The organism is Sinomonas susongensis (genome assembly GCF_005877005.1).
Taxonomy (GTDB): Bacteria; Actinomycetota; Actinomycetes; order Actinomycetales; family Micrococcaceae; genus Sinomonas; species Sinomonas susongensis.
The window spans coordinates 613,704-639,187 of record NZ_SSNH01000001.1 but is presented as its reverse complement, the minus strand read 5'-3'; the positions used below and the strand labels follow the sequence as shown (position 1 = coordinate 639,187).

Below are 25,484 nucleotides of genomic sequence, written 5' to 3'. Positions count from 1 at the left end.
CAGGGCTAGGACAGGGCGCTCACGATCGCGGGGAGGAGCGCGCGGAATGCCTGCCCACGATGGCTGATGGCATTCTTCTCCTCACGGCTCAGCTCGGCGCAGCTCCGGTCGAGCCCTTCGGGGAGCAGGATCGGGTCATAGCCGAAGCCCCCTGCCCCGCGGGGCGCGCGCAGGAGGGTTCCCCTGAGTTCGCCGTATTCGACGTGCTCATACGGGTCCCCGCCGTCCTCCGCCGGGGCCACGAGGGCCGCGGCGCACACGAAGGCGGCGCCCCGGTGCTCGTCGCGGACGTCGGAGAGCTGTGCGAGGAGGAGCTCGAGGTTGGCCTGGTCGTCCCCATGGCGTCCAGCCCAACGGGCCGAGAAGATGCCGGGTGCGCCGCCGAGCACGTCGACGGCGAGGCCCGAATCGTCCGCGATCGCGACGAGGCCCGTGGCCGCCGAGACGGCCCGTGCCTTGAGCAGCGAATTCTCGGCGAACGAGACTCCGTCCTCGACGACGTCCGGGCCGCCGACTGCTGCGGCGTCCACGACCTGGGTGTCGACGTCGAGACCCTGCACCTGCCCTCGGAGCAGCTCTCGCAGCTCACGGACTTTGCCCTGGTTGTGCGTCGCGAGGACGAGGCGGGGCTGCGCGTTGCTCACGGAGCCGTCCTCAGCGCCTCCGCGAGCGTCTCGCGCTGGATGTCCGCGAGCTGCGCGGTGCCGATGAGGGCCAGGTCCAGGAGCCGGTTGAGCTCGTCCCGGTCGAAAGGCGCACCCTCGGCGGTGCCCTGTACTTCGACGAACTTGCCCGAACCCGTCACGACGACGTTCATGTCCGTCTCCGCGCGCACGTCCTCGACGTAGGGGAGATCGAGCATCGGCACGCCGTCGATGATGCCGACCGAGACGGCGGACACGGTATCCGTGAGCGGCTCGGCGCCAGGCTCGATGAGGCCCTTGTCCTTCGCCCAGCGCACGGCCTCCGCGAGGGCAACGAACGCTCCGGTGATGGCCGCGGTACGGGTCCCGCCGTCGGCCTGCAGGACGTCGCAGTCCAGCACAATCGTGTTCTCGCCGAGGGCCTTCGTGTCGATGATCGAGCGGAGCGAGCGGCCGATGAGCCGGGAGATCTCGTGCGTGCGCCCGCCGATCCGGCCCTTGACCGACTCACGGTCCGAGCGCGTGTTGGTCGCGCGCGGCAGCATCGCATACTCGGCCGTGACCCACCCACGGCCCTCGCCCTTGAGCCAGCGCGGCACGCCCTCGGTGAAGGACGCCGTGCACAGCACACGGGTGTTCCCGAATTCGATGAGCGCGGAGCCCTCGGCCTGCTTCGACCAGCCTCGCGTGATGCTGATGGGACGCAGCTCGTCGGGGGTGCGCCCGTCGGCGCGCACAGAGGGACTCGTCGGGGTGCTCGGGGTCATGGCACCAGCTTAGCGGCCGCCCGTCGTCGATCGCTGGCGCCCTGACGACGGCGTCCCGTGCGGGCCCGGATGCTGCAGGTTCAGGCTCCCCCTCGACCATCAGGCTCCCCTCCGATCCCTAGGCTCCCCACCGACCTCCAGACTCCCCTCCCACCTCTAGACTCCCTCCCACCTCTAGACTCCCCTCCCACCTCTAGACTGGGGAACGTGCTCCCCGCCTACATTCCGTCTCCCACGGTCAACGCGATCAAGGTCGGCCCGCTCTCGGTCCACTTCTATGCACTGTGCATCCTCGCGGGCATCGCCGTGGCGCTCTGGCTCACGAGCCGCCGTTGGGTGAACCGGGGAGGCAAGCCGGGCGAGGTCCTCGACATCGCGCTCTGGGCTGTCCCGTTCGGCATCATCGGCGGCCGCATCTACCACGTCATCACCGATCCCGAGCTCTACTTCCTGCCCGGCAAGGACCCTTGGAACGCGTTCGCGATCTGGGACGGCGGGCTCGGGATCTGGGGGGCCATCGCCCTCGGGGGCCTGGGAGCATGGATCGGCTGCCGCCGTGCGAAGGCGAGCCTGCCCGCGTTCGCGGACGCGTTGGCCCCGGGCCTCCTGTTCGCACAGGCGCTCGGCCGCCTCGGCAACTGGTTCAACAACGAGCTCTACGGGGACCCGACGACGCTTCCGTGGGGCCTGCAGATCCACCAGATGGACCCCTCCAGCGGCGGGGCCGCCGTGGGCACGGACGGCTCCCCCATCGTGATCGGCTACTTCCAGCCCACATTCCTCTACGAGGCACTGTGGTGCACCCTCGGCGGTTTCGCGATCATCGTCGCGTCCCGCCGCTTCCGGCTCCCCCGCGGGGCCGAGTTCTCCCTCTACGTGATGATCTACACCGCCGGTCGCTTCGTCATCGAGCTGATGCGCTCGGACTACGCCAACCTGATCCTGGGGCTGCGGGTCAACACGTGGGTCGCCGGGCTGGTCTTCCTCGGGGGCGCCGTCGCGTTCGCCCTCGTGATGCTGCGCGCGAGGCGCCGAGCAGAGCCCGACGGCAAGAACACGCCGAGCTCCGACGGTTCAGACGATGTAGTGGACGCCCGCGACAGCGACTGAGATCGGGCCCGCATACGCGCGCTGAGCCTCGGCGACCGTACGGTTTGCGTCGTTCCACACCGGAAGGTGCGTGAGGAGCAGACGCTTCGCCCCGGCGTCGGCGGCCGCCTGGCCAGCCCGGAGACCCGTGAGGTGCACGCCGTCGATCGCGTCGTCCCGCCCCTCGTGGTACGCGGCCTCGCACAGGAACATGTCGGCGTCGCGGGCGGCGTCGAGCAGGCCTGGGCACGAGTCCGTGTCCCCTGAATACGCGAGGATCCGCCGCTCGGGCCTGCCGTCCCGCCCCGGCTCGACGGCCTCGATCCGCATGGCATACGCCTCCGCGATCGGGTGGCGCGCAGCGTGGACGCCGAAGCGGAAGGGTCCCAGTTCGACGGTCTCGCCGACTGTCCACGTGTGGAACTCGAAGTCCTCGTGGAGATCTGCGGCAGGCTCCATGTCCAGCGCGATGGAGATGCGCCGTGCCGTCGCCTCCGGCCCCCAGACCGGGACCCGACCGGACTTCCAGCCCTTCGGGTCCCAGTGGATCGCGACCTGGAGGCCCGTGAGGTCCATGCAGTGGTCAGGGTGGAGGTGGCTGAGCAGCACGCCGTCGATGTCCTCGAGGTCCATGTACCGCTGGAGGGTGCCCAGCGCGCCCGAGCCGAGGTCGAGGAGGACGCGCCAGTCGCGCTCGCCGTCGTTCGCGGTCAGCAGGTAGCAGCTCGCCGGCGAACTCGGACCCGGGAAGGAACCGCTGCAACCGACGATAGTGAGCTTCACGGGTGCATCCTATCCGCGGCCGGGTCTGTCGCCGCCGAGGGCTCCACGAAATACGAGACGCGCCCGAAGCCGGCCGCCCCCGCGTCTCCGCGCGCTGCCTCGATCATCTCGGGCGTGATGCGGGCGAGGCTGCCCGTCGGATAGTGGGCCGCAACGTGCTCGGCGTGCTCGACGCGCTGCACCTCGGGCCCGAGGAAGCGCCGGGCAAGGACCTCGAACTGCGCGGCATCGCCCGTGGCGAGGAACGTGTGGGTGGGTGCCTCCGAGGAGCGGCGTTCCAGGCCGTGGCTCACGAGCGCGCGGTAGACGTCCTTCGCGGTCTCCTCCGCGCTCGAGACGAGCGTCACGCCGTCCCCCATGACATAGCTGATGACGCCGGTGAGCAGCGGATAGTGCGTGCAGCCCAGCACCAGGGTGTCGACGCCCGCTTCCCGGAGCGGTGCGAGGTAGCGCTCCGCCGCCTTGAGCAGCTCGGGGCCGGTGGTCACCCCTGCCTCGACATACGGGACGAAGTCGGGGCACGCCGCGGACGAGATGCTGAGGTCGGGAGCGGCCGCGAACGTGTCCTCGTAGGCTCGCGAGCCGACCGTCGCGCTCGTGCCGATGACGCCGACCCGGCCGTTGCGGGTCGCGACGACGGCGCGGCGCACGGCGGGCTGGATGACCTCGATGACGGGGATCCCGTAGCGCGCCGTGTAGCGTTCCCGGGCGTCGCGCAGGACAGCGGCCGAGGCGGAGTTGCACGCGATCGTCAGGAGCTTGACGCCCGAATCGACGAGTTCGTCCATGACTCCGAGGGCGTTGGCGCGGACCTCGGCGATGGGGAGGGGCCCGTACGGACCGTGCGCTGTGTCTCCCACATACAGGACGGACTCATTCGGCAGCTGGTCGATGACCGCGCGTGCGACCGTGAGGCCGCCGACCCCCGAATCGAAGATCCCGATCGGCCTTTCCGAACGCTCGAGCATCGGGTCCTCTCCGCGGTCAGCCGTTCTCGTCATCCACCTAGCCCTTTCCGGCGCCCGGGGCGTTGCCACCGCGCGTCCGACCTGCCTGTGCCCTGTGGGCCGCCATCATCGCGTCGACGAGCGTGGTCTGGAGCCACGTCACGAAGTTGTAGACGAGCGCGAGGTACGCGTCGACGTCGTCGTCCCCCACGTCGGACCAGTCCGCCACCGCGTGGACGCGCTCGGCGTCCTCTTCCGTGCGGATGCCCAGCCGCTCGGCGAGGACGAGGCGCACGTCGGTGAGCGCCGTCGCCCAGTGCGCGGCCGCCGCCCCATCGAGGACGACGTCGCGCGCCTCGAGCCCGAGCGCGGCGGCCCGGAGCGCACCCGCCTTCGTCTCCCTGAGCGAGCGCTCGGTGAACCGCCGGAACTCGAGCGAGGCCTCGGCGTCGTCCCTGGAGACGTTCGGGAGGAGGCGCCTGACGGCCGGGTCCTCGGGCTCCGAGGCGTCCGGGCTGATCCCGACGAGCGCCGCCAGCGGATCCTCGTCGGGCCGCTCGTCCGGCTCGAGGAGGGCGACGACATCCCGGAAGAGCCCACGCAGGAGCTCCCGCTCGGCGTCCTCGAAGCGCGCGCTGATGCCCTTCCGCCCGTAGGTGAACGGCTCAGCCATCCTCGCCAGCCCTCTCGACCGTGGCCCACAGACCGTAGTTGTGCATCGCTACCGCCTGCCGCTCGACCGTCTCCTTGGAACCGTGGGAGACGATCGAGCGCCCCTCGGTGTGGACCTGCATCATGAGGGCGTCCGCCTTCGCCTCGGTGTAGCCGAAATAGGTCTGGAACACGTAGCTCACGTAGCTCATGAGGTTCACCGGGTCGTTCCACACGACGAGATTCCACGGGACGAGGTGCGCGGTGTCCGTTCCCGCCGTCGTCTGTTCTCGGAGGCCAGGACTCGGTTCCGTGGCGACGCTCAGGCTCATGGCCTCCATTCTAGGCAGGCCACTCGCCCGCTCCGCGGCAGCCCGCTCCCGGTCCCCGCGGATAGAGTGAAGCCGTGACCCCTTCGAGCGCCAAGGAATACTCCCGGCAGGAACCGCCCCGCACGTCGCTGTTCACCGACCACTACGAGCTCACCATGCTCCAGGCCTCGCTGCACTCGGGGGCAGCCCACCGCAGCGCGGTGTTCGAGGTCTTCGCGCGTCGGCTTCCCGACGGGCGGCGGTACGGCGTGGTCGCCGGGACCGGGCGGCTCCTCGAGGGCATCGCCGGCTTCCGCTTCGGGGACGAGGAACTCGCGTTCCTCGAGCGCACGCGCGTCGTGAACCGCGAGACGCTCGACTACCTCGCCGACTATCGCTTCTCCGGGGACGTGTGGGGCTACGCCGAGGGCGAGGCGTACTTCCCGAACTCCCCCATCCTCATCGTCGAGTCCACCTTCGCCGAGGCCTGCATCCTCGAGACGTACCTCCTCTCGGTCCTCAACCACGATTCCGCCATCGCCTCGGCGGCGTCGCGCATGACGGTTGCCGCGAACGGGCGCCCCTGCATCGAGATGGGCTCGCGCCGCACCCAGGAGGAGTCCGCCGTCGCGGCGGCGCGCGCCGCCGTCGTCGCCGGCTTCTCGAGCACCTCGAACCTCGAGGCCGGGCTCAGGTACGGCATCCGCACCGTCGGCACCGCGGCGCACTCGTTCACGCTCCTCCACGACACCGAGCGTGCCGCCTTCGAGGCGCAGGTCGCCTCGATGGGGGCGGATACCACGCTGCTCGTCGACACGTACGACGTCGAGACCGCCGTGCGGACGGCTGTCGAGATCGCGGGCGAGCGGCTCGGCGCCGTCCGCCTCGACTCCGGGGACCTCATCGGCCAGGCCCATGCGGTGCGACGGCTCCTCGACGAGCTCGGCAACGTCAACACGAGGATCGTCGTGACGTCGGATCTCGACGAATTCGCCATCGCGGCCCTCGCGGCCGCACCGGTGGACTCGTACGGGGTGGGGACCGCCCTCGTCACGGGTTCCGGCGCCCCGACGGCGTCGATGGTCTACAAGCTCGTGAGCAGGACCGACGACGCCGGAGAGTTCGTCTCCGTCGCGAAGGCGGCCAAGAACAAGCAGTCCGTGGGCGGGCGGAAGTACGCGCTCCGACGCCTCGACGAGGACGGCACGGCAACCGCGGAGGTGGTCGGCGTCGGCCGGCCCCCCGAGGGGGACAACAACGACCGCCCCCTGCTCGAGCACTTCATCGCCAAGGGCGAGCTCCAGCCGGGGTGGACCGGGGCGGAAGGCGTCGAACGGGCCAGGGCCCGTCACGAGGCCTCTCTGGCGGAGCTGCCCGCCGCGGCTAGGCGGATGCACCGCGGCGAAGCCGCCATTCCGACCCTGTATCTCGAAGACTGAGAAAAGAAAATAGGACCATGAAGCGAGCACTCATCATCGTCGACGTGCAGAACGACTTCTGCGAGGGCGGATCCCTCGCAGTCGACGGCGGCGCGGGCGTCGCCGCGCGGCTCACCGAGCATGTCGCCCGAAATGGACACGAGTACGGCGCGATCGTGACCACGCAGGACTGGCACATCAAGCCTGGCTCGCACTTCTCGGAGACGCCGGACTTCGTGGACTCGTGGCCTCCCCATTGCGTCGCCGGGACGCCGGGGGCCTCCTTCCATCCGGACCTCGACGTCTCGAGCGTCGATGCGATGTTCCGCAAGGGCCAGTACGCTGCCGCCTATTCGGGGTTCGAGGGCCGCCTCGCACAGGCGGGCGACGCGGAGGGCTCCTCCGACGACTCCCCCGGACTCGAGGAGTGGCTCGCGGGGCACGAGGTGACCGAGGTCGATGTCGCGGGCATCGCGACCGACTACTGCGTCCGGGCAACCGCCCTCGACGCGGCCCGCGCCGGCTACCGCACGCGCGTGCTCTCCCACCTCTGCGCCGGAATTGCTCCCGACCTCTCCCCGACCTTCCGTGAGCTCGAGGAAGCAGGCGTCGACGTCGTCTGACGGCCCCCGTAGTCCGACGGCCCCCGTAGTCCGACGGCCCCCGTAGTCCGACGGCCCCGGTAGTCCGACGGCCCCCGTAGTCCGACGGCCCCGGTAGTCCGACGGCCCCCTCGTTCGGCAGGCCCTAGGACCGCCCGATGAACCACTCCTGGAGCTTCTTGAGGCGCGCGCGCAGCTGCTCCTCGCTCGCCTGCGCGACGGCCGGGCCCCCGCACACCTCGCGCAGCTTGGTGTGGACGACGCCGTGCGGGGTCCCCGTACGCGCGCTCCACGCGGAGACGTTCTTGGCCAGCTCGTTGCGGAGGTCCATGAGGAGCCTGTGGTCCGGGACGCCCGGAGGGGCCGAGGACGCCGCAGGCCTGCCCTTCCGCCGCGACACCTGCTCCTGCTGACGCTGCCGCAGGAGCGTGGCAACCTGGTCCGCGTCGAGCAGGCCGGGGATCCCGAGGAAGTCGAGTTCCTCATCCGACCCGATCTCGCCCCCCGTGCCGAACTCGCCGCCGTCGAACAGCACCCTGTCGAACGCCGCCTGCGACTCCAGCGCCTCGTACTTGCCCTTCGTGAGCGTGTCGGAAGCCTTCTCCTCGCGGTTGGCCTCGTCGACGAGCGACTCCTCGAGATCCATGATCCCGTCCTCGTCCGAGGTCGGCCGGTCGAGCGCGTGGTCACGCTCGGCCTCCATGGAGTTCGCCAGCGCCATGAGCTGGGGCACGGAGGGCAGGAACACGGACGCGGTCTCGCCCCGCCGTCGTGCGCGCACGAAGCGCCCCACGGCCTGGGCGAAGAACAGCGGCGTCGACGTCGAGGTCGCATAGACGCCGACCGCGAGGCGAGGCACGTCGACGCCCTCGGACACCATGCGCACGGCGACCATCCACCGAGAGCCGTCGGCGGCGAACTCCTCGATCCGACTCGAGGCCTTCGCATCGTCGGAAAGGATGATGGCGGGAGACTCGCCGGTGATCTTCTTGAGCTGGCCCGCGTACGCCCGCGCGTCCTCGTGGTCGGTCGCGATCACGAGCCCTCCCGCGTCGGGCACGGTGCGGCGTACCTCGGTGAGCCGCCGGTCGGCGGCTGCGAGGACCGCCGGGATCCACTCGCCCTGGGGGTTGAGCGCCGTGCGCCAGGCCTGGGCGGTGATGTCCTTGGTGACTGCGGCCTCGCCGAGCGACGCCGCCATCTCCTCGCCGGCACTCGTGCGCCATCGCATCTGCCCGGAGTAGGCCATGAAGATGACCGGCCGCACCACGTTGTCGCGAAGAGCTTGGCCGTAGCCGTAGGTGTAGTCGGCCTTCGACCGCCGGATGCCGTCGGCGTCCTCGACATAGTCCACGAAGGGGATCGGCGACGTGTCGGAACGGAACGGGGTGCCCGTGAGGGCGAGCCGCCGGACGGCCGGGTCGAACGCCTCGCGGAGGCCGTCGCCCCATGAGAGCGACTCGCCGCCGTGGTGGATCTCGTCGAGGATGACGAGGGTCCGGGCGGCCTCGGTCTTGGCCCGGTGCAGGAGAGGCTTGCTCGCCACCTGCGCGTAGGTGACCGCGACGCCGATGAAGTCGCGCCCGTGCTGCCCGTCGGAGTTCCTGAAGTTGGGGTCGATCGCGATTCCGACCCGCGCAGCGGCGTCGGCCCACTGGCGCTTGAGGTGATCCGTCGGCGCGACGATCGTGATGCGGTTGACGAGGCCGCGGTCGATCAGCGTCGATGCGACGCGGAGCGCGAACGTCGTCTTGCCGGCGCCGGGAGTCGCGACGGCGAGGTAGTCCCGCGGCCCGAGCTCGAGGTACCTGTCGAGGGCTTCCTGCTGCCAGGCGCGCAGCTTGGGCGCCGTGCCCCATGCGGCGCGCTCGGGGTAGGCCGGGGAGAGGGCGCGCGAGGACTCTTGGCCGTGGCCACCGAAGAGCGTGTCCGTCACGCCCGATCCGCCTCGCGGACGGCGGGCGACGGCGTGCTGGTCCTGAAGCCCGCTGCAGCGCCGAACAGGGCGGATACGGCGAGGGCGCCGACGAGGAGGGCGAAGGCACCGGGGCCGGGGGCCCTGTCCGGGGTCAGCATCAGGGAGTACAGCGTTCCTGCTCCGGCGGTTCCAATCACTCCACCGAGCATATCGGCCAACTGGAGCGAGGCCGAATTCCTCCCCCGCTCGGCCGCGCTGCTCAGCTCGAGCACGAGCACCGATGTCGTCGACGTCGCGAGGCCCATCCCGATCCCGGCGACGGCCCAGGCCGACGCGAGCAGGAGGGGTGCGCCCTGCGCGAGGACGACGAGTGCGACGCCGCCCATCGACGCCCCCACCGTCCCAGGCCCGACGATGAGGAACGCCGGGCGCGGAAGCCATCCCTTCGCCTGGGCGAAGGATCCGATCGTCCACCCGAGCGCACCGCCCGTGAGCGCCAGCCCCGCGAGGGACGGTTCGAGCCCGTAGCGGTCCACGAGCATGAGCGGCACGAATGCCTCGGCTCCAAAGAACGCGAGCGTCAGCAGGCCCCGCACGACGATGACGGCCGGCAGCCCGCGCGCGAGCCGGAAGGAGCCAGGGGGCAGCAGTCGGGGAACGGTCAGGACGACGGCGGCGACCCCCGCGAGCGCGAGGAGGGCGAGCACTGCCGGCGCGACGGCCTCCCGGATCCCGGGATCGGCCGAGGACTGGGCCGTCCACTGGGCGACGGCGACGCCAGCAGCGAGGGCGGCACCGAGGAGCGCACGACGCCGTCCTTCGCCCGCCGCCAGGGACTTCTCCCCGGGCGCCCCAAGGGCCCTGATGCGGGGCCACATGAGCAGCACCGCGACGACGACGATGGGGGCCACCCCGAAGAAGGCCCAGCGCCAGCTCGCGTGCTCCGCCAGGAGCCCCGAGACGTAGGGACCGACGAGCGACGGGACGACCCATGCGGCACTGAACCAGCCGAACAGGATGGGCTGGAGAGCAGGCGGGAGGGCCTGGCCGATGATGACGTACACGGGCACGATCATGAAGCCCGCGCCCGCCCCCGAGACCATGCGCCCGACCGTGAAGGCCGTGAAGTCCCACGCGCCGCCGCACAGGAGGAGGCCGGCGCACATGAGGAGCAGGCCCGTGAGGAGGGAAGGACGCGCGCCCCACCGGTCGCACCAGGGACCGGCGGCCGCTGTGGCAGCCAGAGACGCCGTGAGGTACAGCGAGAACGCCAGGCCGTAGGACCGCTGGCCCCCGAGGTCGGCAGCGACGACGGGCATCGCCGTCGTGACCGCCATGGCCTCGAAGGCACTGCACGTGACAATCGCGAGGAGCCCTACGACGAGGCCACGGTAGGCCCGGGACATGAGGCCCCGGGCCTCGCCCGCGGCCACTTACGCGTCGTCGCCGCTGTTGCCGCCGTCCTTGCCGGGGCGCAGTCCCTCGTAGATCTCCTTGCACGTGGGGCAGATCGGGAACTTCTGGGGGTCTCGGCCGGGAGTCCAGACCTTGCCGCACAGGGCGATCACGGGCTCACCGGTCAGGGCGGACTCCATGATCTTCTCTTTGCGGACGTAGTGCGAGAACCGCTCGCGGTCGCCCGGCTCGAGTTCCTCGCGGACCTCCTCACGCTCGATGGTCGCCGTCGAACCGGCGGCCGAGGGGTCCCGCGGGTCTTTCTCGTACGGGTCGAAGGGGTCAGCTGTGCTCATTGCTCCATGCTAGCAACGGGCCCCAACAGTTCACCGGGCCGAGGGCGTCCAGAAGAAGACCGCTCAGCCCGACCGCACGAGCGATGCGTAGACCTCCGGGCCGCGGCGGTCCAGCCACATCCCACCAAGGGTTATTCCGAGGACGAAGAGCGCGCTCCCGAGCACGATCCCGACGAGTAGCGAGACCCAGCCGTAGCCCGCCTGCCCCGTCGAGGCCGAGAATGCTACGAGCACGATCTCGGGCAGGACGAGCAGCCCGAGCGTCACGAGCCCCCCGATCTGGACCAGGAACGTCTGCGTGGTGTTGCCCGGAGGCCGTTTGAACGGGCTCTCGCCCGGGAGCGGAACGGTCACGGTGAACCTCGCCGAGACGACCGAGGCGAGCCCGCTGCCGCTCAGCAGGACGCCGAGCGCAAGCCCCAGGTATCCGGGCAGGAGGTCCCACCGTCCGGAGACGGCGAACGGCACGAGGGTGATCACGACGGCGCCCGGCAGGGCGAACGTCATGAGCGCGAGTGCACGTCCCCAACGGTCCGCACGGCCGCGGACGCCGGCCGTCAGGTGGAGGGAGAAGGCGGTCGAGTCGTAGGAGACGTCCGTCGCGAGGGACCACGCGAGGAGGAACGCGGCGAGTGGACCGGAGAGGAGGAACAGGTTGGACTGGTGCTGCTGTGCCGAGGAGAAGAACAGGATCACCGGGACGAGCGGGACGATGATGAGCGCGGTCCCGTACCGCGGGTCGCGGACCCAGTAGGTCAGTGCCCTTGCTGCGATCGCGCCACCCGGACTCGCGGGCATCCAGCCGAACGGCCCGAGGCCCCTCCGCCCGGCCCTGCTGCCCGACGACGCTCGGCTGGCGGGCGTCACGAGCGCCCGGGCGAGCGCGCGCGACCACGCCCACGCCGCGAGGACCAGGGACGCGGCCGCGATCAGGAGCTTCACGAACGCCTCGGGCAGGTGCCCCTCCGCGACGGCCGCGGGCACTCCGAGCGGGGCCCCAAAGGGTGTCCATGCGAGCACCTGCGCGAGGGCCCGCATGGCGTCGAGGTTCGTCTCCATTCCGCGGATGGCGAGGCCGACGATAGGACCGAGCAGGACGATCGGAACCATCATGACCATGCGGCTTCCCTCCCGGAAGCGCCGCGAGGTAGCCAGGTCCGTCACCGCACTCGCGACGAGCCGGCTCACGACGACGCAGAGCCCGAGGGCGAGCGCCGCGCCGAGGACCCCGGCGACGAACGTGAGAGGGTCTCGCGCCCACGTGACCGTGGTCGAGGCGAGGGCGACGGTGGTGCACACACCGGGCACGCCGATGAGTCCGCCCAGCGCCTGGCCGACGAGGAGGCGCGAGAGCGGGATCGGGTACGGCGCGAAGCGTCCCGGGTCGAGGGTGAGATCGACGCCGGACACCAGGATCGGCGCGAATGTCCACCCGGCCAGGAGCGCCGAACCGCCGAGCACGACGATGGGGCCCGCGATCCCCGCGTTCACGAGCCGCAGCAGGATGAGGCCGAGAACGGCCAGGAAGAGCAGCCCGAGCCCGTAGAGAGACGCGACGATGAGGCCGACGAGCTGTGCAACATTGCGGCGAAGGCCGTTGCGCAGGAGCGCCAGCTTGAGCGTGATCAGGTGTGCAACCACGAGAGCCCCTCTGCGGGGCCGTGTCCGCCGACGAGTTCGACGAAGCGGTCCTCGAGGCTCGACCCGCTCCTCACCTCGTCGACGGTCCCTGCCGCAAGGATCCGTCCCTGGGCGACGACCGCGACGTGGTCGCACATCCGCTGCACGAGGTCCATGACGTGGCTCGAGACGATCACCGTCCCGCCGGAGTGCACGTAGTCGGTCAGGATTGCGCGGATGTTGGCCGCGGAGACGGGATCGACCGACTCGAACGGCTCGTCGAGGACGAGCAGGCGCGGAGCATGCACGAGCGACGCGGCGAGGGCGATCTTCTTGGTCATGCCGGCCGAGTAGTCGACCACGAGGTTCCGCGCGTCGCCCGTGAGGTCGAATGCCTCGAGGAGATCGCGGGTCCGCGCCACCACGGTTGCCCGGTCGAGCCCGTGCAGGAGGCCCGCGTACGTGATGAGCTGCTCGCCGCTGAGGCGGTCGAAGAGCCGCACCCCGTCCGGCAGCACTCCCATGAGCCGCTTCGCACCGAGCGGATCCTGCCACACGTCACGGCCCAGCACGAGCGCGGTTCCGGCATCGGGTCGGAGGAGGCCCGTGGCCATCGAGAGCGTTGTGGTCTTGCCCGCCCCATTGGGGCCGACGAGCCCGTAGAACGAGCCGGTGGGGACCTCGAGACTAATGCCGTCGACTGCGGTCTTTCCCGCGAAGGCCTTGGCGAGGCCTCTGATGGAGAGCGCCGAGCCGGCGGGGTACCCCGCGCCCTCGGGCACCGGGTAGCTGGGCAGGGTCATGACCTCACGCTAGCAAGCCGATCGGGCAAAGGGATCCCTCCCACGGAGGACACCCTGGGAAGGAGGACTCGAGAAGGCGTCCTCCCCGACGGACAAGGACTAGAAGAGCGCGCGGGCGAGCTGCTGGCGCGCCGAGCTGACGCGCGGATCCGTTGCGCCGACCACCTCGAAGAGCTCGAGCAGGCGCACCCGGGCCTGCTCGCGCTCGGGCCCGAAGTTGCGCGAGATGAAGCCGACCAGCCGGGCGAACGCGTCCTCGACGTGGCCCCCTACGAGGTCCAGATCGGCGACAGCGAGCTGCGCCTCGACGTCGTCCGGCGCGGACGCCGCCGTCGCACGCGCGCGCTCCGCCTCCTCCTGGCCGAGGCTCTCGACCCGGGACATGAGGTGGACCTGCGCAAGCATTGCCTTCGCCTCGTGGTCAGCGGGGTATTCCGCGAGCTCCTTCGTCAGGGCCGCCTCGGCCGCCGCGTAGTCGCCCGCATCGAGCGCCTCGTATGCCTCCTGGAGGCGAGGCGGAAGGGGCGGCTCCGCGGGCTCGGCCGCGGGCTCGCCGTCGACCGTGCCCGTCACTCCGTTGGCCTCGGCGACGCGGAGGAGCTCTTCGACGAGCTGGCGGGACTGGGCCGGAGCGGCGGCCCCCTGGAAGAGCGGGATCGGCTGCCCCTTGAGGAAGGCGATGGCGGTAGGGACAGCCTGGATGGCCAAGGCCTGGGCCAGCTGCGGGAACGCCTCGATGTCCGCCGTCGCGTACGCGAGGCGGCCTCCGTACCCTGCTACCTCGGTCGCGAGCTCGTCCCGTGTCCGCTGCGATTCCGGCGAGTACTGCGCCCAGAGGAGGACGACGACGGGCACCTCGGCCGAGAGCTGGACGAGCTGCGGGAAGTTGGCCTCGTCGACCTGGATCGGCTGGCCCGCGCCCTGGGCGGCCTGCTCGCCGCCCGTCTCGGCGGGCGCCGGCGAACCGCTTCGCGCAGTGTTCGCAGCGCCGGCATTCGGGTGCGCCGGCGGCGTCGCCGTCGCGCGCGCCTTGAGCGCCGAGAGGTCGACGGCGCCGCGGAGGCTCATCGAGGGCAGGGGGCTTGGCTGGCGGGAACCGGGAACGCTCATGCCTCCACCATAGTGCGAGGGGCGGAGCCGCTCACAGCGGCTTCGCCCCTCGCGAAAGCTCCAGTGGGCGGCGGTCAGCTCACGCTCGCGCCGACCAGGTTCCGGGTTGCGGAAACCAGGCTGACCGGCTGCTTGCTGCCGACCGGCGGGATGTACAGTGCGACCGACTCGAGGAACTGGAGGGTCATCTTGGTGGTCGCCTCCTTGCCCCCGGCGAGCGCAGCCGCGTCGTCCTGGAGCGTGAGCTTGTCGCCGGGCGACTTGGGCGTGCCCTCGATGGTGAACTGGAGGGCCGCGACGACGAGAGACCCGCCGTCGGCCGTGCGGTACGCGACCGCGTCGTTGCCCGTCGGCGTGTGGGTGAACGTCAGATTGCCGTTCGGGCTCGCGTTCACGATGTCGGACTCGTACCCGAGCGTGTCCTTGATGTACGCGTTCTCGGGGATCTTGTCCTTCCACGAGCCCTGGGCGTTCGTGAGCCGATCGCCGAGCCCGCTCAGCGCCTCGTTCGGGCTGAAGGCGAGGCCGCCCTTCGAGTCGAGCGGAATCTGCTCCGCTCCGGCCCTGAGCGCATTGGGGAAGGTCGAGGCCGGAAGGAGCGGCGAGGCCTCGACGAGCTTGTAGTTGGAGCGGGCGTCGTTCTGGCGGAGCGTCAGGACCTGGGGCGTCGTGTTGCCGTCGCCCTGCGTCACAGCCACCACGGTGCGAGGCCAGCTGCGCTGGACCGACACGACGCTGGTGAGGAGGCGCGAGCTGCGAACCGGCGCGGGAGCGGCCGCCGACGAGACCGATGCACGGATCTTGTAGTTCTGCGTCCGGGCCTGGAGCGCAGAATCGTCGACCCGCGGCTGGAGCTTGGTGGCGTCCTTCGCCTGGTCGCCGGCGGCGACGGTGGTGGCGACCTGGTCGAGGATCCGCTGGAGCTGCTCGTCGATGACGACCTTGTCCTGGGCGTTCGGCGAGGCCGCGGGGCTTGCGCCGCCGGACGCGCTGGATGGGCTCGCCGAACCGGAGGGGCTGCCAGAGGGGGACGGACTCGCCGAACCGGAGGGGCTGCCAGAGGGGGACGGACTCGCCGAACCCGAGGGGCTGCCAGAGGGCGACGGACTGGTCGTGGCGTGCGCCGCAGCGGCACCCCCGGTGAGTGCGAGGACGACGGCGGCCGCCGCCGACACTGCGCGGGGCAGCGCGCGACGCTCGGAGCGTCCCGCGGCGGGCATCTCCGGCTGAGCTGCGTGCGGGGCTGCGCTCGGGCCGCCCGGCGCTGATGCCTTCCGCCCCGAGCCCGGCCGACGACGGCGCAGCACGAAGAGCACGACGCCCCCCACGATGAGCAGGCCGCCGAGGACGATGAGCGGGACTGCCCACGGAGTCGTCGCGTTGCTGGGCCACGTGACCGTGATGTCGTGCGGGGCGGGCTTCGTGCCGTCCGTTGCCAGGACGAGCTGCCAGTTGCCGTCGCCGGGGACGTCCCAGTGGTAGTCGAGCGTCCCCGAGGCGTTCTGGGTCGTGGCGAACGTGTCTGCGCCGGCCGGAGAGGGAGCCGAGGGGTCGCCGGCCGTATAGGCCGCGGTCAGCTGCTTTCCGTCGGCGGAGCCGCCGTCGATCGTCGTGTGGGCCGTCTTGCCGACCCAGGCCGCGACGTCGTCCGGGCGTCCTGTCGCGAGGATGAACGCGCCATCACCCTTGACCGTGATCTGGGACTGCCCTCCCCGGAGGCTTTCGAGCTTGGAATCGATCACGACCAGCGGGGCGGCCTTGGTGTCGGCAGGGAGAGTCGCCGTCACGGTGCTGGGGGGCGCCCAGAAGGTCAGCTGGCCAATGCCGGCCACGAGAGCTATCAGGCCCAGCAGCACGAGCGCGGCTGCGGTCTTGACTCGCACAGAAAAACACCTCACGTCGGGGAAGGGGACAGTTAATGGTAACCAAATCGTGACCTGAAGGCAGAGTCGACCCTTTCGACGGCGCTCGCTTCGCCGTCCCATCCGCGAGATCATGCGGCTGATAGTGTGACAAGAGGCCCGACCGGAAGGCAGACCCTGTGGCAGACGAACCGACCCGAACACCGGACGATCGTTCGGCCGGACTCGGCAGCCCCTCCGCCGAGGAGGCGCGCGCCCGGGCCGTCAGGCGGCAGTGGGACATGCGTTCGTTCGCGAGCAGGCTCCGACGTCCGATTCCCGGCGCGCAGCCGCGTGTGCGCTTCCAGATGCCGCCGCTCCGGGAGCCCGTCGAGGCCGAGCCGGAGGGCGAGTTCGGCAAGCCGGGACCGCGCATGTCACCCCAGCACCCCCTGTACGTCGGCTTCATGGCCACCGTCGGGGTCGGCATCGCGCTGGGGCTCTACTACATCGCGCAGCACACAACGCAGCTTCTCGTGTGGATCCTCACCGCCCTCTTCATCTCGCTCGGCCTGGACCCCGTGGTCCGCTGGCTCGAGGGACGACGCGTGCCGCGCGCCGCGGGGATCACCGTGACCCTCCTGGCACTCCTCGGGATCTTCTCGGCCTTCTTCGGGACGCTCATCCCGACGCTCGTCGACCAGATCAGCCAACTGGTGAACGCCTTCCCGAACTGGATCAACAGCATCGTCCAGTCCGACTGGTACCGGAACCTGGACGAGCAGTTCGGGATCAAGCAGCGCGTGACGGACGAGCTCCAGAAGTTCGGCCAGAACTCGCAGGCTGTCACCAACGTCTTCGGCGGGGTGCTGGGCGTCGGTACCACGATCGCCAACACGACATTCGGTGCCCTCGTCGTCCTCGTCCTGAGCCTGTACTTCCTCGCGGCGCTCCCGGCCATCAAGGCGTGGGGGTACCGTCTGGCCCCCCGCTCGCGGAGGGCCCGGGTCGAGGCGCTCTCGGAGGAGATCACCCGGTCGGTCGGCAACTACGTGATCGGCCAGGTGTGCGTTGCATTGCTCAACGCGACGTATGCGTTCATCGTCATGAGCATCCTCCGCGTGCCGTTCGCCGCGCTCCTCGCGTTCGTCGTCGGATTCCTCGCGTTCATCCCGCTCGTCGGCGGAGTCATCGCCGGGGCGACCATCGTCCTCGTCGCCCTCACGGCGGGATGGCAGACGGCCCTCGTGCTCGCCATCGCCTACTTCGGCTACCTCCAGTTCGAGGCGTACTTCGTCTCGCCCCGCATCATGCAGAAGGCCGTCGCCGTCCCGGGCCCGGTCGCGGTCATCTCGGTCATCGCGGGCGGCAGCCTCCTGGGCGTCCTCGGTGCCCTCATCGCCATACCGACGGCCGCCGCCGTCATGCTCCTCATCCGCGAAGTCTTCATCGCCCGCCAAGACCAGCACTGAGAGGCCGGCCCGAGGAGAGGCCCGCCTCCCTCAGCCGGCGGCGGTGGCGACGGGCCCCTCCCACGAGGTCGGCAAGGTCGGTCCCATCCCCGCCGCATCACCCGCCACGGTCGTGACGATCTCGCCCAGCACGCGCTGGACGAACTTCTCTCCGACCCACAGGTGCTTCGCGCCGTCGACGCCGACGACCCGCGCCTGCGGAACCGCAGAGAACCGTTCGCGCGCCTCATCAGGCCGGAGGTAGTCGTCATGCTCGGGCACCAGCACCGTGAGGGGCTTGCCCGACGACGCCCACGCCGCGAGATCCGCGTCGCCCGCTCGGTGCAGCGGCGGCGAGAGCAGGACCGCGCCGTCGATCTGGGGCTCGACGGGCGGCAGCGCGCCGTACTTGAGCACCAGCTCCGTGCCGAACGACCATCCGACGAGCCACCTCCTCGGCAGCCCGCGCTCCACGGCGAAGCGCACAGCCGCCTCGACGTCGGCACGCTCCCCCACGCCCTCCTCGAAGCTGCCCTCGCTCGTGCCCCGCGGACTCGACGTCCCCCGGGTGTTGAAGCGGAGCACGGCGAGCCCTGCGAGCGCGGGCAGGCGGAACGAGGCCTTGCGGAACACGTGCGAGTCCATGAAGCCGCCGTGGGTCGGGAGCGGATGGAACGTCACAAGCGTCGCCTTGGGCTCGCCGTCGAGCGGAAGGGCGAGCTCTCCGACGAGGGTGAGCCCGTCGTCGGTGCGAAGCTCGATGTTCTCCCTGCGGGCGGGCAGCACCGTGTTCGCGCGGATCTCGGTGGGGCCTGGTGTCGGCTCGAACTCGTAGGAGGAGGGATCGAAGGGCATGAGCCCAGATTAGGGCAGACCGACGGGAGGGCCCGCTCAGCGGTACCTGTATGTCCGGGTCTGCCAGCAGCGCGTATGCCAGTGCCTGCGCTCGGCGATGCCTGCCTCCTCGCCGAACAGGTGGTCGTCCGCCCACACGACGACGTGCGCGACGCCGGGAGGGATCGTGCGCGAGCAGCCCGGGCACGTGTACTCCTTCGCGGCGTTGCGGGTCGTCACCTGCCGCACCCGCCAGTCGCCGTCGGGCGCCGACTCGAGCCGCGCAAAGCCGGCCAGGACACGCTCGAGATCGAAGTCCTCGCCGTCGTCGTCCGGCTTCGGGCCCCCGCCCTGACGGCCGCGGCCGCCGGGGGCTGGGCGCGCGGGGCGGCGGGGACGGTTGGAACGCGGCATGCCTCCATTCTCTCCCGGCCCCGGTAGAGTGCTCGGGTGCGACTCGTCATTGCCCGCTGCTCGGTGGACTACGAAGGCCGCCTGAAGGCCCACCTACCGCTCGCGACCCGTCTCCTGCTCGTGAAGGCGGACGGCTCGGTGCTCGTCCATTCGGACGGTGGCTCCTACAAGCCGCTCAACTGGATGAGCCCGCCCGCGACGCTGCGCGTCACTGCGGCCGGAGCTGACGGGTCCCGATTCGAGGATGGGGTCGTCGAACAGTGGACCGTCCAGTCGGCGAAGTCGGACGACCGCCTCATCGTGAACATCCATGAGCACCTCCACGATTCGAGCCACGAGCTGGGCGTCGACCCCGGGCTCATCAAGGACGGGGTCGAGGCCGACCTCCAGCGCCTCCTCGCCGAGCAGATCGAGACGCTCGGCGCGGGGTACACGCTCATCCGCCGGGAGTACGCGACCGCGATCGGGCCGGTCGACATCCTGGCCCGGGACGCTGACGGCCGGACGGTCGCCGTCGAGCTCAAGCGGCGCGGCGACATCGACGGCGTGGAACAGCTGACGCGGTACCTCGAACTCCTCAACCGCGACCCGCTCCTCGCCCCCGTGCGCGGCGTCTTCGCGGCGCAGCAGATCAAGCCACAGGCTCGGGTCCTCGCAGCTGACCGTGGGATCGACTGCCTGACGCTCGACTACGACGCCATGCGCGGCGTCGACGATTCGGAGAGCCGGCTGTTCTAGGACGCCGCTCCCCCCATTGCGGGTCCCTCGGGCGGGGAGGCTCCCGGGGCACATCGTCGGACACCGCGGACGGACGCGGCTGGCGCTGCTCGCCTATGATCGTCGTATGACTTCCCCCGCCTCCCAGCAGACCCGCCGTGTCGCGCGCGGTTGCATTGTGAGCGACGGGGAGACGCTCGACGACGGGCTCGTCGCCATCGAAGGCGACCGGATCGCCTACGCCGGGCCGGCCGCCGACTTCGACGCGGCTGCCTTCGGGGGCGAGGAACTCCCGCTGCCGGACGGCGCGCTCCTGCTCCCTGGGCTCGTGGACCTGCACTGCCACGGCGCCGCCGGCGGCGACTTCCCGAGCGGGGACGAGGAAGCGATCCGCCGCGCCCTCGATTTCCTGCACCGTTCCGGGACGACCGGGCTGCTGGCGAGCCTCGTGACTGCCCCGCCGGAGGACCTCCTCAAGGGTGTCAGGCTGTTCGCGCGCCTCGACGCCGAGGACCTTGTGAGCGGAATCCACCTCGAGGGCCCTTTCCTCTCGGCGGCCCGGTGCGGGGCCCAGAATCCGGACTACCTGCTCGAGCCCGACCTGGGGCTCGCGGAAGACCTCATCGAGGCTGCCGACGGAAACCTCGAGACGATGACCTATGCGCCGGAGCTCCCCGGCGCGGCGGCGCTCGTCGACCTCCTGGTCCAGCACGGCGTCACCCCGTCCCTCGGGCATACCGACTGCGACGACGCGACGGCTGAGGCCTCCTTGGCCCAAGCGCGCGACGAGCTCACGACGGCGGGCTTCGACGGCGAGGAGACCCTCCCGACAGTGACCCATCTCTTCAACGGCATGCCGCCGTTCCACCACCGTTCCCCCGGGCCCGTCGCCGCGTGCCTGCGGGCAGCCGCGGAAGGGCACGCGGTGCTCGAGCTCGTCGCGGACGGCGTGCATCTCGACGCGGCCACGGTCCGGACCATCTACTCGCTCGTCGGCGAGGCCAACATTGCGCTCGTGACCGACTCGATGGCAGCGGCTGGGCTCGGCGACGGCAAGTACATGCTCGGACCCTCGGCCGTCACGGTGCACGAGGGCGTCGCGACCCTCGATTCCACGGGGGCGATCGCCGGCGGCACTGCGACCCTGCTCGACGTCGTCCGCACGACCGTCGAGGGCGGGGTCCCCCTCGCGGCCGCCGTGCGATCCGCTACCGCAGTTCCCGCCGAGGTCCTGGGCCGCATCGACGAGTTCGGCAGCCTGAGGCGCGGCCTCTGCGCCGACCTCGTCGCGACCGACGCGGATCTGCGCCTTGCCGCCGTCATTCGCCGCGGGCACCTCCTGCCACTTCCGGACGCGGTCTGAGGACCGTCCATTCAGGAATTGTTCTCCCGGAATTCGGGCAACGTCTTTGTATGCCATTGACCGTGCCTTCCGGGCATGATTGGCTATAACCAGTCTTGAGTAGTCAGCAGTATCTGTGAGCTAGCAGCTTGTTCAGTTAGCAGAACATGCTCGCAAGACCGTTGCGAGCGCGAAGCTCCTGATAACAGTGCGTGTCAGGTTCTTCCGCGGAGTAACTGGGCTTTCCGCACCGGCGGAACGCCATCGATCGGCAATCCACAGGAGAATCAAGGAATGGCACAGGGAACCGTCAAGTGGTTCAACGCTGAGAAGGGCTTCGGCTTCATCACTCCGGACGACGCCGAAGGCGACGTCTTCGTCCATTACTCGGAGATCAAGTCGTCGGGCTTCCGCACGCTTGAGGAGAACCAGCGCGTTGAGTTCGAGATCGGCCAGGGCTCGAAGGGCCCGCAGGCCACGGGCGTCACCGCCCTCTGACCTCGGCACATTCAAACAGGGCCCCGGGCTGACCGGGGCCCTGTTGTTTGCCCTCTGTGAATATTCTTGACGGAAAAGGTCACTAATCGCCCTTTACCGCACGAGGCTCCGGAGAAGGCGCATGCGGTGCCTCGTAGTGAGGCCGGGCAGATAGGCCTCGGCCAGAGCACGGCCAATGGCCGGCAGGTGCAACGCGTCCTGGTAGTACATGTAGAGGGCGCGGTATTCAGGCTGGAAGTGCGATTTGAAGCGCGCCAGCGAACGGAACCCGTAGACGGGCTCGAGTGCTTGCCCCGTCGCATCGAGGATCCGGCCGAGCAGCTCGTCCTCCCCTTCGACCGCTGCACGCTCTCCCGTTGGATCGGACGAAAGCGGTGAGCCGGAGAGCGAAATCGTGTCGACCATGGAACGCAGCTCGGTCACCGCAGACGCCACGAGGAATTCCATGACGCCGGGAAAGCCTTCCGGGCTCCGCCGCATGAAGTCCAAGGTCCAGCTGGCTATGCGGCCTTCACGGTAGACGGGCAGCCAGCTCGTCGCACCGTGCAGTGTCCCGCCCTCGTCGACGGCGAGGCACAGGAGAACTTCGGGATCGGCGAGCTCGTCGAGACCGCCGAGAGTGAATCCCATGTCGGGGAGGGCCTTCCGCGCTGACCACTCCTCGGCGAGGACGTGCAGCTGCGACCGCCGCTGCGAGCTCAGGGCCACGTACCGGCCCCACTCTGCCCGCACCCCCAGCTTCCGTGCGCGGTTCACCGCCGTCCGGACGTTCTGCCAGTCCTTGCCCTTGAACTCGAGCTCCCGGATCCGCAGCCGCGTCTCCTGAGCGACCTCGACGCGCCGGAAGCCCCGGTCACGGAGGAGCGGCCAGAAGTCGTCCGTCACGGAATAGAAGCATGGCACGAGGGCGTGGCGGGAGCAGTAGCCGATGAAGCCCTCGACCGCGGAGTGCCACCGCTCGGGGTCTCCGATCGGTCCGGCCACGGAGAGCGCGACCCTGCCGTGCTGCTGGAAGGCGATGCCCGCCGTCGACCCTTCGTCGAACCAGAAGCGGTTCGGCGGCCACAGCGTCATCCACGAGAGGCTTCCTCCGCCTCGGTGCACGAGGCGTCGGGCGAGCTGGAGGCTGTCGTCCCGACGGCCGAGGGACTGCTGTCCCCGGAGGACGGCGATGCTCACTCCCACGAGGCCCGCGGCCCAGACGATGAGACCGCTGTAGGTGAAGAGCCAGAGCTCGAGCGGACTCCGGTTGCTGAACAGCGGTGCGTAGCTGATCGGGATCGGCGACGGCACGTACTGCCGCAGGATCTCCCCCACGAGCCCGAGCACCCCCCCGGGGAGGCTCGTGCCGCCATCCCGCAGCCAGAGGAGAACGTAGAGGACGACGAGGCCCCCCACGAGGACTGCTCCCCCGATCTGGAGCCTCCGGCGCATGCCGCGCGCCGTTTCGACGGGAAAGAGGTCACGGTGCATCCACAGCAGGATCACGAGCGCGAGAGCGCAGATCGCAACCGGCAGGAGGTGGACGAAGCCGGAGCCCAGGATGCCGATGCGGGTTCGCTCCGGTCGGTACGGAATCCGAAGGAAGAGGGCGATGTACCCTGCCGAGAGCGCGGCGACAGCGAGCTGGACGAAGATCGCGACCCGGAGGGCCACGGACCGGCCGCGTCGCAGGCCCTCGGCGCAGACCAGGAGGATCAGGATGGGAAAGAGCGAGGTGAGGTAGCCCGCGGCCGAGAGCACGGTGGGCTGACCGGCCTGCAGGCACTGGCTGTCGACCGTTCCGCCACAGTCCTGCTGGAGCTGGTTCAGTGCCGGGAGAGGGTTGAGGACCATGTCCCGCACAAGGGCGAGGGGGCCGCTCGGGCTGTGGCTGAACGCCGTGAGGACAGGTCCGACCGCGACGAAGGCCACGCAGAGTGCGAGCAGATTCCGCCTCTCGCGAATGCTCGGGAGCCGGAAGGTCCGCTCACGGACGCCGGTGCGGAACCACCACCCCACGCCGAGGCCCACGAGCGCCCCGATGAACCCGAGCACGGTCTCCGAGTGCCCGATGTAGAGGACGAGCATTCCCGCGACCGCGAGGACGACGGCGCGCAGCCGACGCCGCACGAAGGCGCTCTGCATCCCGCTCGCTCCGAGGCCGCACACGAGGGCGGCGGGGTAGGGGCCGAGCACCGGGACGTCGACCATGGCACCGATCCAGTCGTCGCCGGCCCATTGGGCGACCTGAGCCACCGCGAAGAACACGATGAGGCTCACGAGCTGCCCGCCGAAGAACAGCGCGAGCGTCCGCAGCGCACCGAACGTCCGCTCGGCAAACGGCACGAGGGCCCCGATGACCACGGTTCCCGCGAGGTAGGCGAACGGGTTCGAGGCGAAGAAGATCGACGTCGCCACGCCCCACCACTGCCCCGAGCGCAGTGACGCGAAGTCGCCGCCGACGAGGCCGTAGAGCCGCGGGCTTGGGCCGGAGAGGAGGCTGCCAGTGCCGATGCCGACGGCCCAGAAGACCGCGATGAGGCTCAGGGTCACGGGATAGCGGCCGATCGACGCGAGCCGCCGCGCTGCACCGGCGCGCACGGTGTCGACGAGCGGTCGGGCCTCAGGCGCTTCGACCTCGGTCGTCATCCAATCCCCCATCGCTCGGCGAGCAGCCGGATTCCGTGCCCCCACGCTTTGGCAATCATCTCCCACGAATGGCCTTCGCCCTGGACGAACACCATTTCGACCGCCGCGCCGGCTGTACGTGCCTGGTCCCCCAGAACCCTTGCCTGCCCGACGAAGTCGTGGTCTTTCGACCCGACGGCGAGGAACAGGAGGCTCCCCTCCAGACGCCTTGTCGCAAAGTGGTGAGCCGGCACCTGCGCATCGAAGGCCGCCGCGTCGCCGTCGAACGCCATGCCGATGGTCTTCGAGCGGTCCTTGGCGAGTGCGGGCTCCTCCTCCGCTGCGAAGCCGAGCGCGCTGTGGACGAGTTCGGGATGCTTGGCGAGGAGCTGGACGGCGCACGTGCCCCCGAAGGAGAAGCCTGCGGAGGCCCAGTGCTCGGGCCCCTTCGCAACGCTCAGGCTCTCCTTGATCCACGGGACGACGTCGTGGACAAGATAGCTCTCCGCGGCGCCGAGCTTGGTGTCCATGCAGAGCGTGTTCGCGGACGGGCTCCCGAGCGGGTCGACGACGACGCCGACGGGTGCCACGCCTGCGTGCTCCGCGGCGAAGCGGTCGAGCTTGGCCTTCAGGCGGCCGCCTGTGAGCCAGTCAGAGGGATTCCCCGGCTGGCCGGACATGAGGAGCAGCACCGGGAGCTCGGGCCGCGTGTCCGCAAAGTAGGCGGGCGGAAGGTAGATGTACGCGGGGCGTGCCCGGAAGCCCGAGGCGGTCCCCGGAATGTCCGCAGTCCGCAGCTCGCCCGCATGCGGAAGGCCCTTGGCCGGCGGAACCCATGCGGCGAGCGGAACCGCCGGTGCCGCCGAACGCCGGAGCTCCCGTTCCAGGAGGCGAACCTCCGCGGACGTCCTCCCGACGAGGTCGCCGAGGGTCGGGCTGAGGCCGAAGTAGGCGTTGACCATCTGCCCGGACAGGAGTGCAGTCGAGGCCGCGGACGCCACCGCGAGACCGCGCTGTCCCCACGCCCCCCTCCTGGGACCGATCCGCGCGAGCGCGGTGGCTCCCAGCAGAAGGCCGAGGAGCCCGAAGCCTGAGGCCGCAAGCACTTCGCCGGGGAGGTTTTCGGGGAAGACACTGGCACATTCGACAAGGAGCCAATGGATGGTGGCAGTGAGGGCGACGGCCCCCAGCGAGACCGCCGTGAGGACCACCAGCCGGGCAGGGCGGAAAGGAGCGCCGCCGAGAATGACCCAACAGAGGGCGGCTGTCCCGCAGGAGGCGAGGATCCAGCAGGCGGCCGCCACGGGGCCGTCCACGATCCTCAACTCGTACAGCGCGTCCATCTTGTACAGCGCGTCCATCT

Annotated in this window: 24 protein-coding genes; 7 read left to right on the top strand and 17 right to left on the bottom strand. The window is 70.4% G+C overall.

The window, feature by feature from the left end; genetic code table 11:
* Positions 1 to 5: 5 nt before the first annotated feature.
* Together rdgB and rph are read right to left on the bottom strand one after the other, a co-directional pair.
* Positions 6 to 644 carry an RdgB/HAM1 family non-canonical purine NTP pyrophosphatase gene (rdgB, locus tag E6A21_RS02940; protein WP_138442596.1) on the bottom strand — a complete coding sequence of 213 codons (639 nt, stop codon included), beginning with the start codon at positions 642 to 644 and terminating at the stop codon, positions 6 to 8.
* Positions 641 to 1,411, bottom strand: coding sequence for a ribonuclease PH (rph, locus tag E6A21_RS02935; RefSeq protein WP_138442595.1), 771 nt, complete (start codon positions 1,409 to 1,411; stop codon positions 641 to 643). The genes rdgB and rph overlap by 4 nt, the downstream gene beginning before the upstream one ends.
* Positions 1,412 to 1,618: 207 nt before the next feature.
* Here rph and lgt point away from each other — a divergent pair, with 207 nt between their 5' ends.
* The gene (gene lgt, locus E6A21_RS02930) at positions 1,619 to 2,521 is read left to right on the top strand and encodes a prolipoprotein diacylglyceryl transferase (RefSeq protein WP_246036147.1); all 903 of its coding nucleotides are present in this window, start codon (positions 1,619 to 1,621) and stop codon (positions 2,519 to 2,521) included.
* Here lgt and E6A21_RS02925 read toward each other — a convergent pair.
* The 4 genes from E6A21_RS02925 to clpS are packed head-to-tail and all read right to left on the bottom strand — an operon-like array spanning position 2,486 to position 5,213.
* A complete protein-coding gene (locus E6A21_RS02925) occupies positions 2,486 to 3,283 on the bottom strand; it encodes an MBL fold metallo-hydrolase (RefSeq protein WP_138442593.1) in 798 nt (265 codons plus the stop codon). The two genes, lgt and E6A21_RS02925, sit on opposite strands and share 36 nt — an antisense overlap.
* Positions 3,280 to 4,284, bottom strand: coding sequence for a glutamate racemase (gene murI / locus E6A21_RS02920; RefSeq protein ID WP_138442592.1), 1,005 nt, complete (start codon positions 4,282 to 4,284; stop codon positions 3,280 to 3,282). The genes E6A21_RS02925 and murI overlap by 4 nt, the downstream gene beginning before the upstream one ends.
* Before the next feature lie 4 nt (positions 4,285 to 4,288).
* The gene (locus E6A21_RS02915; protein ID WP_138442591.1) at positions 4,289 to 4,903 is read right to left on the bottom strand and encodes a DUF2017 domain-containing protein; all 615 of its coding nucleotides are present in this window, start codon (positions 4,901 to 4,903) and stop codon (positions 4,289 to 4,291) included.
* Positions 4,896 to 5,213: an ATP-dependent Clp protease adapter ClpS gene (clpS, locus tag E6A21_RS02910; protein ID WP_138442590.1), complete on the bottom strand. Its 318-nt coding sequence runs from the start codon at positions 5,211 to 5,213 to the stop codon at positions 4,896 to 4,898. Before clpS ends, E6A21_RS02915 begins: the two co-directional genes overlap by 8 nt.
* Positions 5,214 to 5,287: 74 nt before the next feature.
* Between clpS and E6A21_RS02905 the strand changes: the two genes are divergently transcribed.
* Both E6A21_RS02905 and E6A21_RS02900 read left to right on the top strand, forming a co-directional pair.
* A complete protein-coding gene (locus tag E6A21_RS02905) occupies positions 5,288 to 6,631 on the top strand; it encodes a nicotinate phosphoribosyltransferase (protein ID WP_138442589.1) in 1,344 nt (447 codons plus the stop codon).
* Positions 6,632 to 6,648: 17 nt separating this feature from the next.
* A complete protein-coding gene (locus tag E6A21_RS02900) occupies positions 6,649 to 7,233 on the top strand; it encodes an isochorismatase family protein (RefSeq protein WP_138442588.1) in 585 nt (194 codons plus the stop codon).
* 124 nt (positions 7,234 to 7,357) lie between these two features.
* Here E6A21_RS02900 and E6A21_RS02895 read toward each other — a convergent pair whose 3' ends face one another.
* The 7 genes from E6A21_RS02895 to E6A21_RS02865 form a co-directional block, all read right to left on the bottom strand.
* Positions 7,358 to 9,148: a DEAD/DEAH box helicase gene (locus E6A21_RS02895; protein ID WP_138442587.1), complete on the bottom strand. Its 1,791-nt coding sequence runs from the start codon at positions 9,146 to 9,148 to the stop codon at positions 7,358 to 7,360.
* Positions 9,145 to 10,563 carry an MFS transporter gene (locus tag E6A21_RS02890; protein WP_138442586.1) on the bottom strand — a complete coding sequence of 473 codons (1,419 nt, stop codon included), beginning with the start codon at positions 10,561 to 10,563 and terminating at the stop codon, positions 9,145 to 9,147. Before E6A21_RS02890 ends, E6A21_RS02895 begins: the two co-directional genes overlap by 4 nt.
* Entirely contained in the window at positions 10,564 to 10,881 is a 318-nt protein-coding gene (locus tag E6A21_RS02885; protein ID WP_138442585.1) for a DUF3039 domain-containing protein, read from the bottom strand.
* Between the two features lie 63 nt (positions 10,882 to 10,944).
* Positions 10,945 to 12,522, bottom strand: a complete 1,578-nt coding sequence (locus E6A21_RS02880; RefSeq protein WP_138442584.1) for a transporter — start codon at positions 12,520 to 12,522, stop codon at positions 10,945 to 10,947.
* Entirely contained in the window at positions 12,507 to 13,304 is a 798-nt protein-coding gene (locus tag E6A21_RS02875; protein WP_138442583.1) for an ABC transporter ATP-binding protein, read from the bottom strand. Before E6A21_RS02875 ends, E6A21_RS02880 begins: the two co-directional genes overlap by 16 nt.
* Before the next feature lie 99 nt (positions 13,305 to 13,403).
* Entirely contained in the window at positions 13,404 to 14,414 is a 1,011-nt protein-coding gene (locus E6A21_RS02870) for a tetratricopeptide repeat protein (protein ID WP_138442582.1), read from the bottom strand.
* Positions 14,415 to 14,488: 74 nt separating this feature from the next.
* Complete coding sequence (locus E6A21_RS02865) at positions 14,489 to 16,297, bottom strand: DUF8094 domain-containing protein (RefSeq protein ID WP_138442581.1); 1,809 nt, start codon at positions 16,295 to 16,297, stop codon at positions 14,489 to 14,491.
* Positions 16,298 to 16,455: 158 nt separating this feature from the next.
* Between E6A21_RS02865 and E6A21_RS02860 the strand changes: the two genes are divergently transcribed.
* Positions 16,456 to 17,727, top strand: coding sequence for an AI-2E family transporter (locus E6A21_RS02860; RefSeq protein WP_425471500.1), 1,272 nt, complete (start codon positions 16,456 to 16,458; stop codon positions 17,725 to 17,727).
* 30 nt (positions 17,728 to 17,757) lie between these two features.
* Here E6A21_RS02860 and E6A21_RS02855 read toward each other — a convergent pair whose 3' ends face one another.
* Both E6A21_RS02855 and E6A21_RS02850 read right to left on the bottom strand, forming a co-directional pair.
* Positions 17,758 to 18,561, bottom strand: coding sequence for an alpha/beta hydrolase (locus tag E6A21_RS02855; RefSeq protein WP_138442580.1), 804 nt, complete (start codon positions 18,559 to 18,561; stop codon positions 17,758 to 17,760).
* Positions 18,562 to 18,597: 36 nt separating this feature from the next.
* Entirely contained in the window at positions 18,598 to 18,954 is a 357-nt protein-coding gene (locus E6A21_RS02850) for an ATP/GTP-binding protein (RefSeq protein WP_138442579.1), read from the bottom strand.
* A 36-nt stretch (positions 18,955 to 18,990) separates the two neighbouring features.
* Between E6A21_RS02850 and nucS the strand changes: the two genes are divergently transcribed.
* From nucS to E6A21_RS02835, 3 genes are all read left to right on the top strand, one after another.
* Entirely contained in the window at positions 18,991 to 19,692 is a 702-nt protein-coding gene (gene nucS / locus E6A21_RS02845; RefSeq protein WP_138442578.1) for an endonuclease NucS, read from the top strand.
* A 106-nt stretch (positions 19,693 to 19,798) separates the two neighbouring features.
* Entirely contained in the window at positions 19,799 to 21,034 is a 1,236-nt protein-coding gene (locus tag E6A21_RS02840) for an N-acetylglucosamine-6-phosphate deacetylase (protein WP_138442577.1), read from the top strand.
* Between the two features lie 273 nt (positions 21,035 to 21,307).
* Positions 21,308 to 21,511 carry a cold-shock protein gene (locus tag E6A21_RS02835; RefSeq protein WP_138442576.1) on the top strand — a complete coding sequence of 68 codons (204 nt, stop codon included), beginning with the start codon at positions 21,308 to 21,310 and terminating at the stop codon, positions 21,509 to 21,511.
* A gap of 93 nt (positions 21,512 to 21,604) precedes the next feature.
* Here E6A21_RS02835 and E6A21_RS02830 read toward each other — a convergent pair whose 3' ends face one another.
* Both E6A21_RS02830 and E6A21_RS02825 read right to left on the bottom strand, forming a co-directional pair.
* Positions 21,605 to 24,142 (bottom strand): DUF2156 domain-containing protein, encoded by a 2,538-nt coding sequence (locus tag E6A21_RS02830; protein ID WP_246036146.1) that lies wholly within the window; start codon positions 24,140 to 24,142, stop codon positions 21,605 to 21,607.
* Positions 24,139 to 25,482, bottom strand: coding sequence for an alpha/beta hydrolase (locus tag E6A21_RS02825; RefSeq protein WP_138442574.1), 1,344 nt, complete (start codon positions 25,480 to 25,482; stop codon positions 24,139 to 24,141). The genes E6A21_RS02830 and E6A21_RS02825 overlap by 4 nt, the downstream gene beginning before the upstream one ends.
* Positions 25,483 to 25,484 lie beyond the last annotated feature (2 nt).

Bases quoted from the DNA above. Each gene is read 5' to 3' on its own strand.
- E6A21_RS02915 (WP_138442591.1), bottom strand. From the start codon at position 4,903: ATGGCTGAGCCGTTCACCTACGGGCGGAAGGGCATCAGCGCGCGCTTC.
- clpS (WP_138442590.1), bottom strand. From the start codon at position 5,213: ATGAGCCTGAGCGTCGCCACGGAACCGAGTCCTGGCCTCCGAGAACAG.
- E6A21_RS02900 (WP_138442588.1), top strand. From the start codon at position 6,649: ATGAAGCGAGCACTCATCATCGTCGACGTGCAGAACGACTTCTGCGAG.
- E6A21_RS02825 (WP_138442574.1), bottom strand. From the start codon at position 25,482: ATGGACGCGCTGTACAAGATGGACGCGCTGTACGAGTTGAGGATCGTG.
- E6A21_RS02830 (WP_246036146.1), bottom strand. From the start codon at position 24,142: ATGACGACCGAGGTCGAAGCGCCTGAGGCCCGACCGCTCGTCGACACC.
- E6A21_RS02885 (WP_138442585.1), bottom strand. From the start codon at position 10,881: ATGAGCACAGCTGACCCCTTCGACCCGTACGAGAAAGACCCGCGGGAC.
- E6A21_RS02875 (WP_138442583.1), bottom strand. From the start codon at position 13,304: ATGACCCTGCCCAGCTACCCGGTGCCCGAGGGCGCGGGGTACCCCGCC.
- E6A21_RS02870 (WP_138442582.1), bottom strand. From the start codon at position 14,414: ATGAGCGTTCCCGGTTCCCGCCAGCCAAGCCCCCTGCCCTCGATGAGC.
- E6A21_RS02840 (WP_138442577.1), top strand. From the start codon at position 19,799: ATGACTTCCCCCGCCTCCCAGCAGACCCGCCGTGTCGCGCGCGGTTGC.
- murI (WP_138442592.1), bottom strand. From the start codon at position 4,284: ATGACGAGAACGGCTGACCGCGGAGAGGACCCGATGCTCGAGCGTTCG.
- rph (WP_138442595.1), bottom strand. From the start codon at position 1,411: ATGACCCCGAGCACCCCGACGAGTCCCTCTGTGCGCGCCGACGGGCGC.
- E6A21_RS02855 (WP_138442580.1), bottom strand. From the start codon at position 18,561: ATGCCCTTCGATCCCTCCTCCTACGAGTTCGAGCCGACACCAGGCCCC.
- E6A21_RS02835 (WP_138442576.1), top strand. From the start codon at position 21,308: ATGGCACAGGGAACCGTCAAGTGGTTCAACGCTGAGAAGGGCTTCGGC.
- E6A21_RS02850 (WP_138442579.1), bottom strand. From the start codon at position 18,954: ATGCCGCGTTCCAACCGTCCCCGCCGCCCCGCGCGCCCAGCCCCCGGC.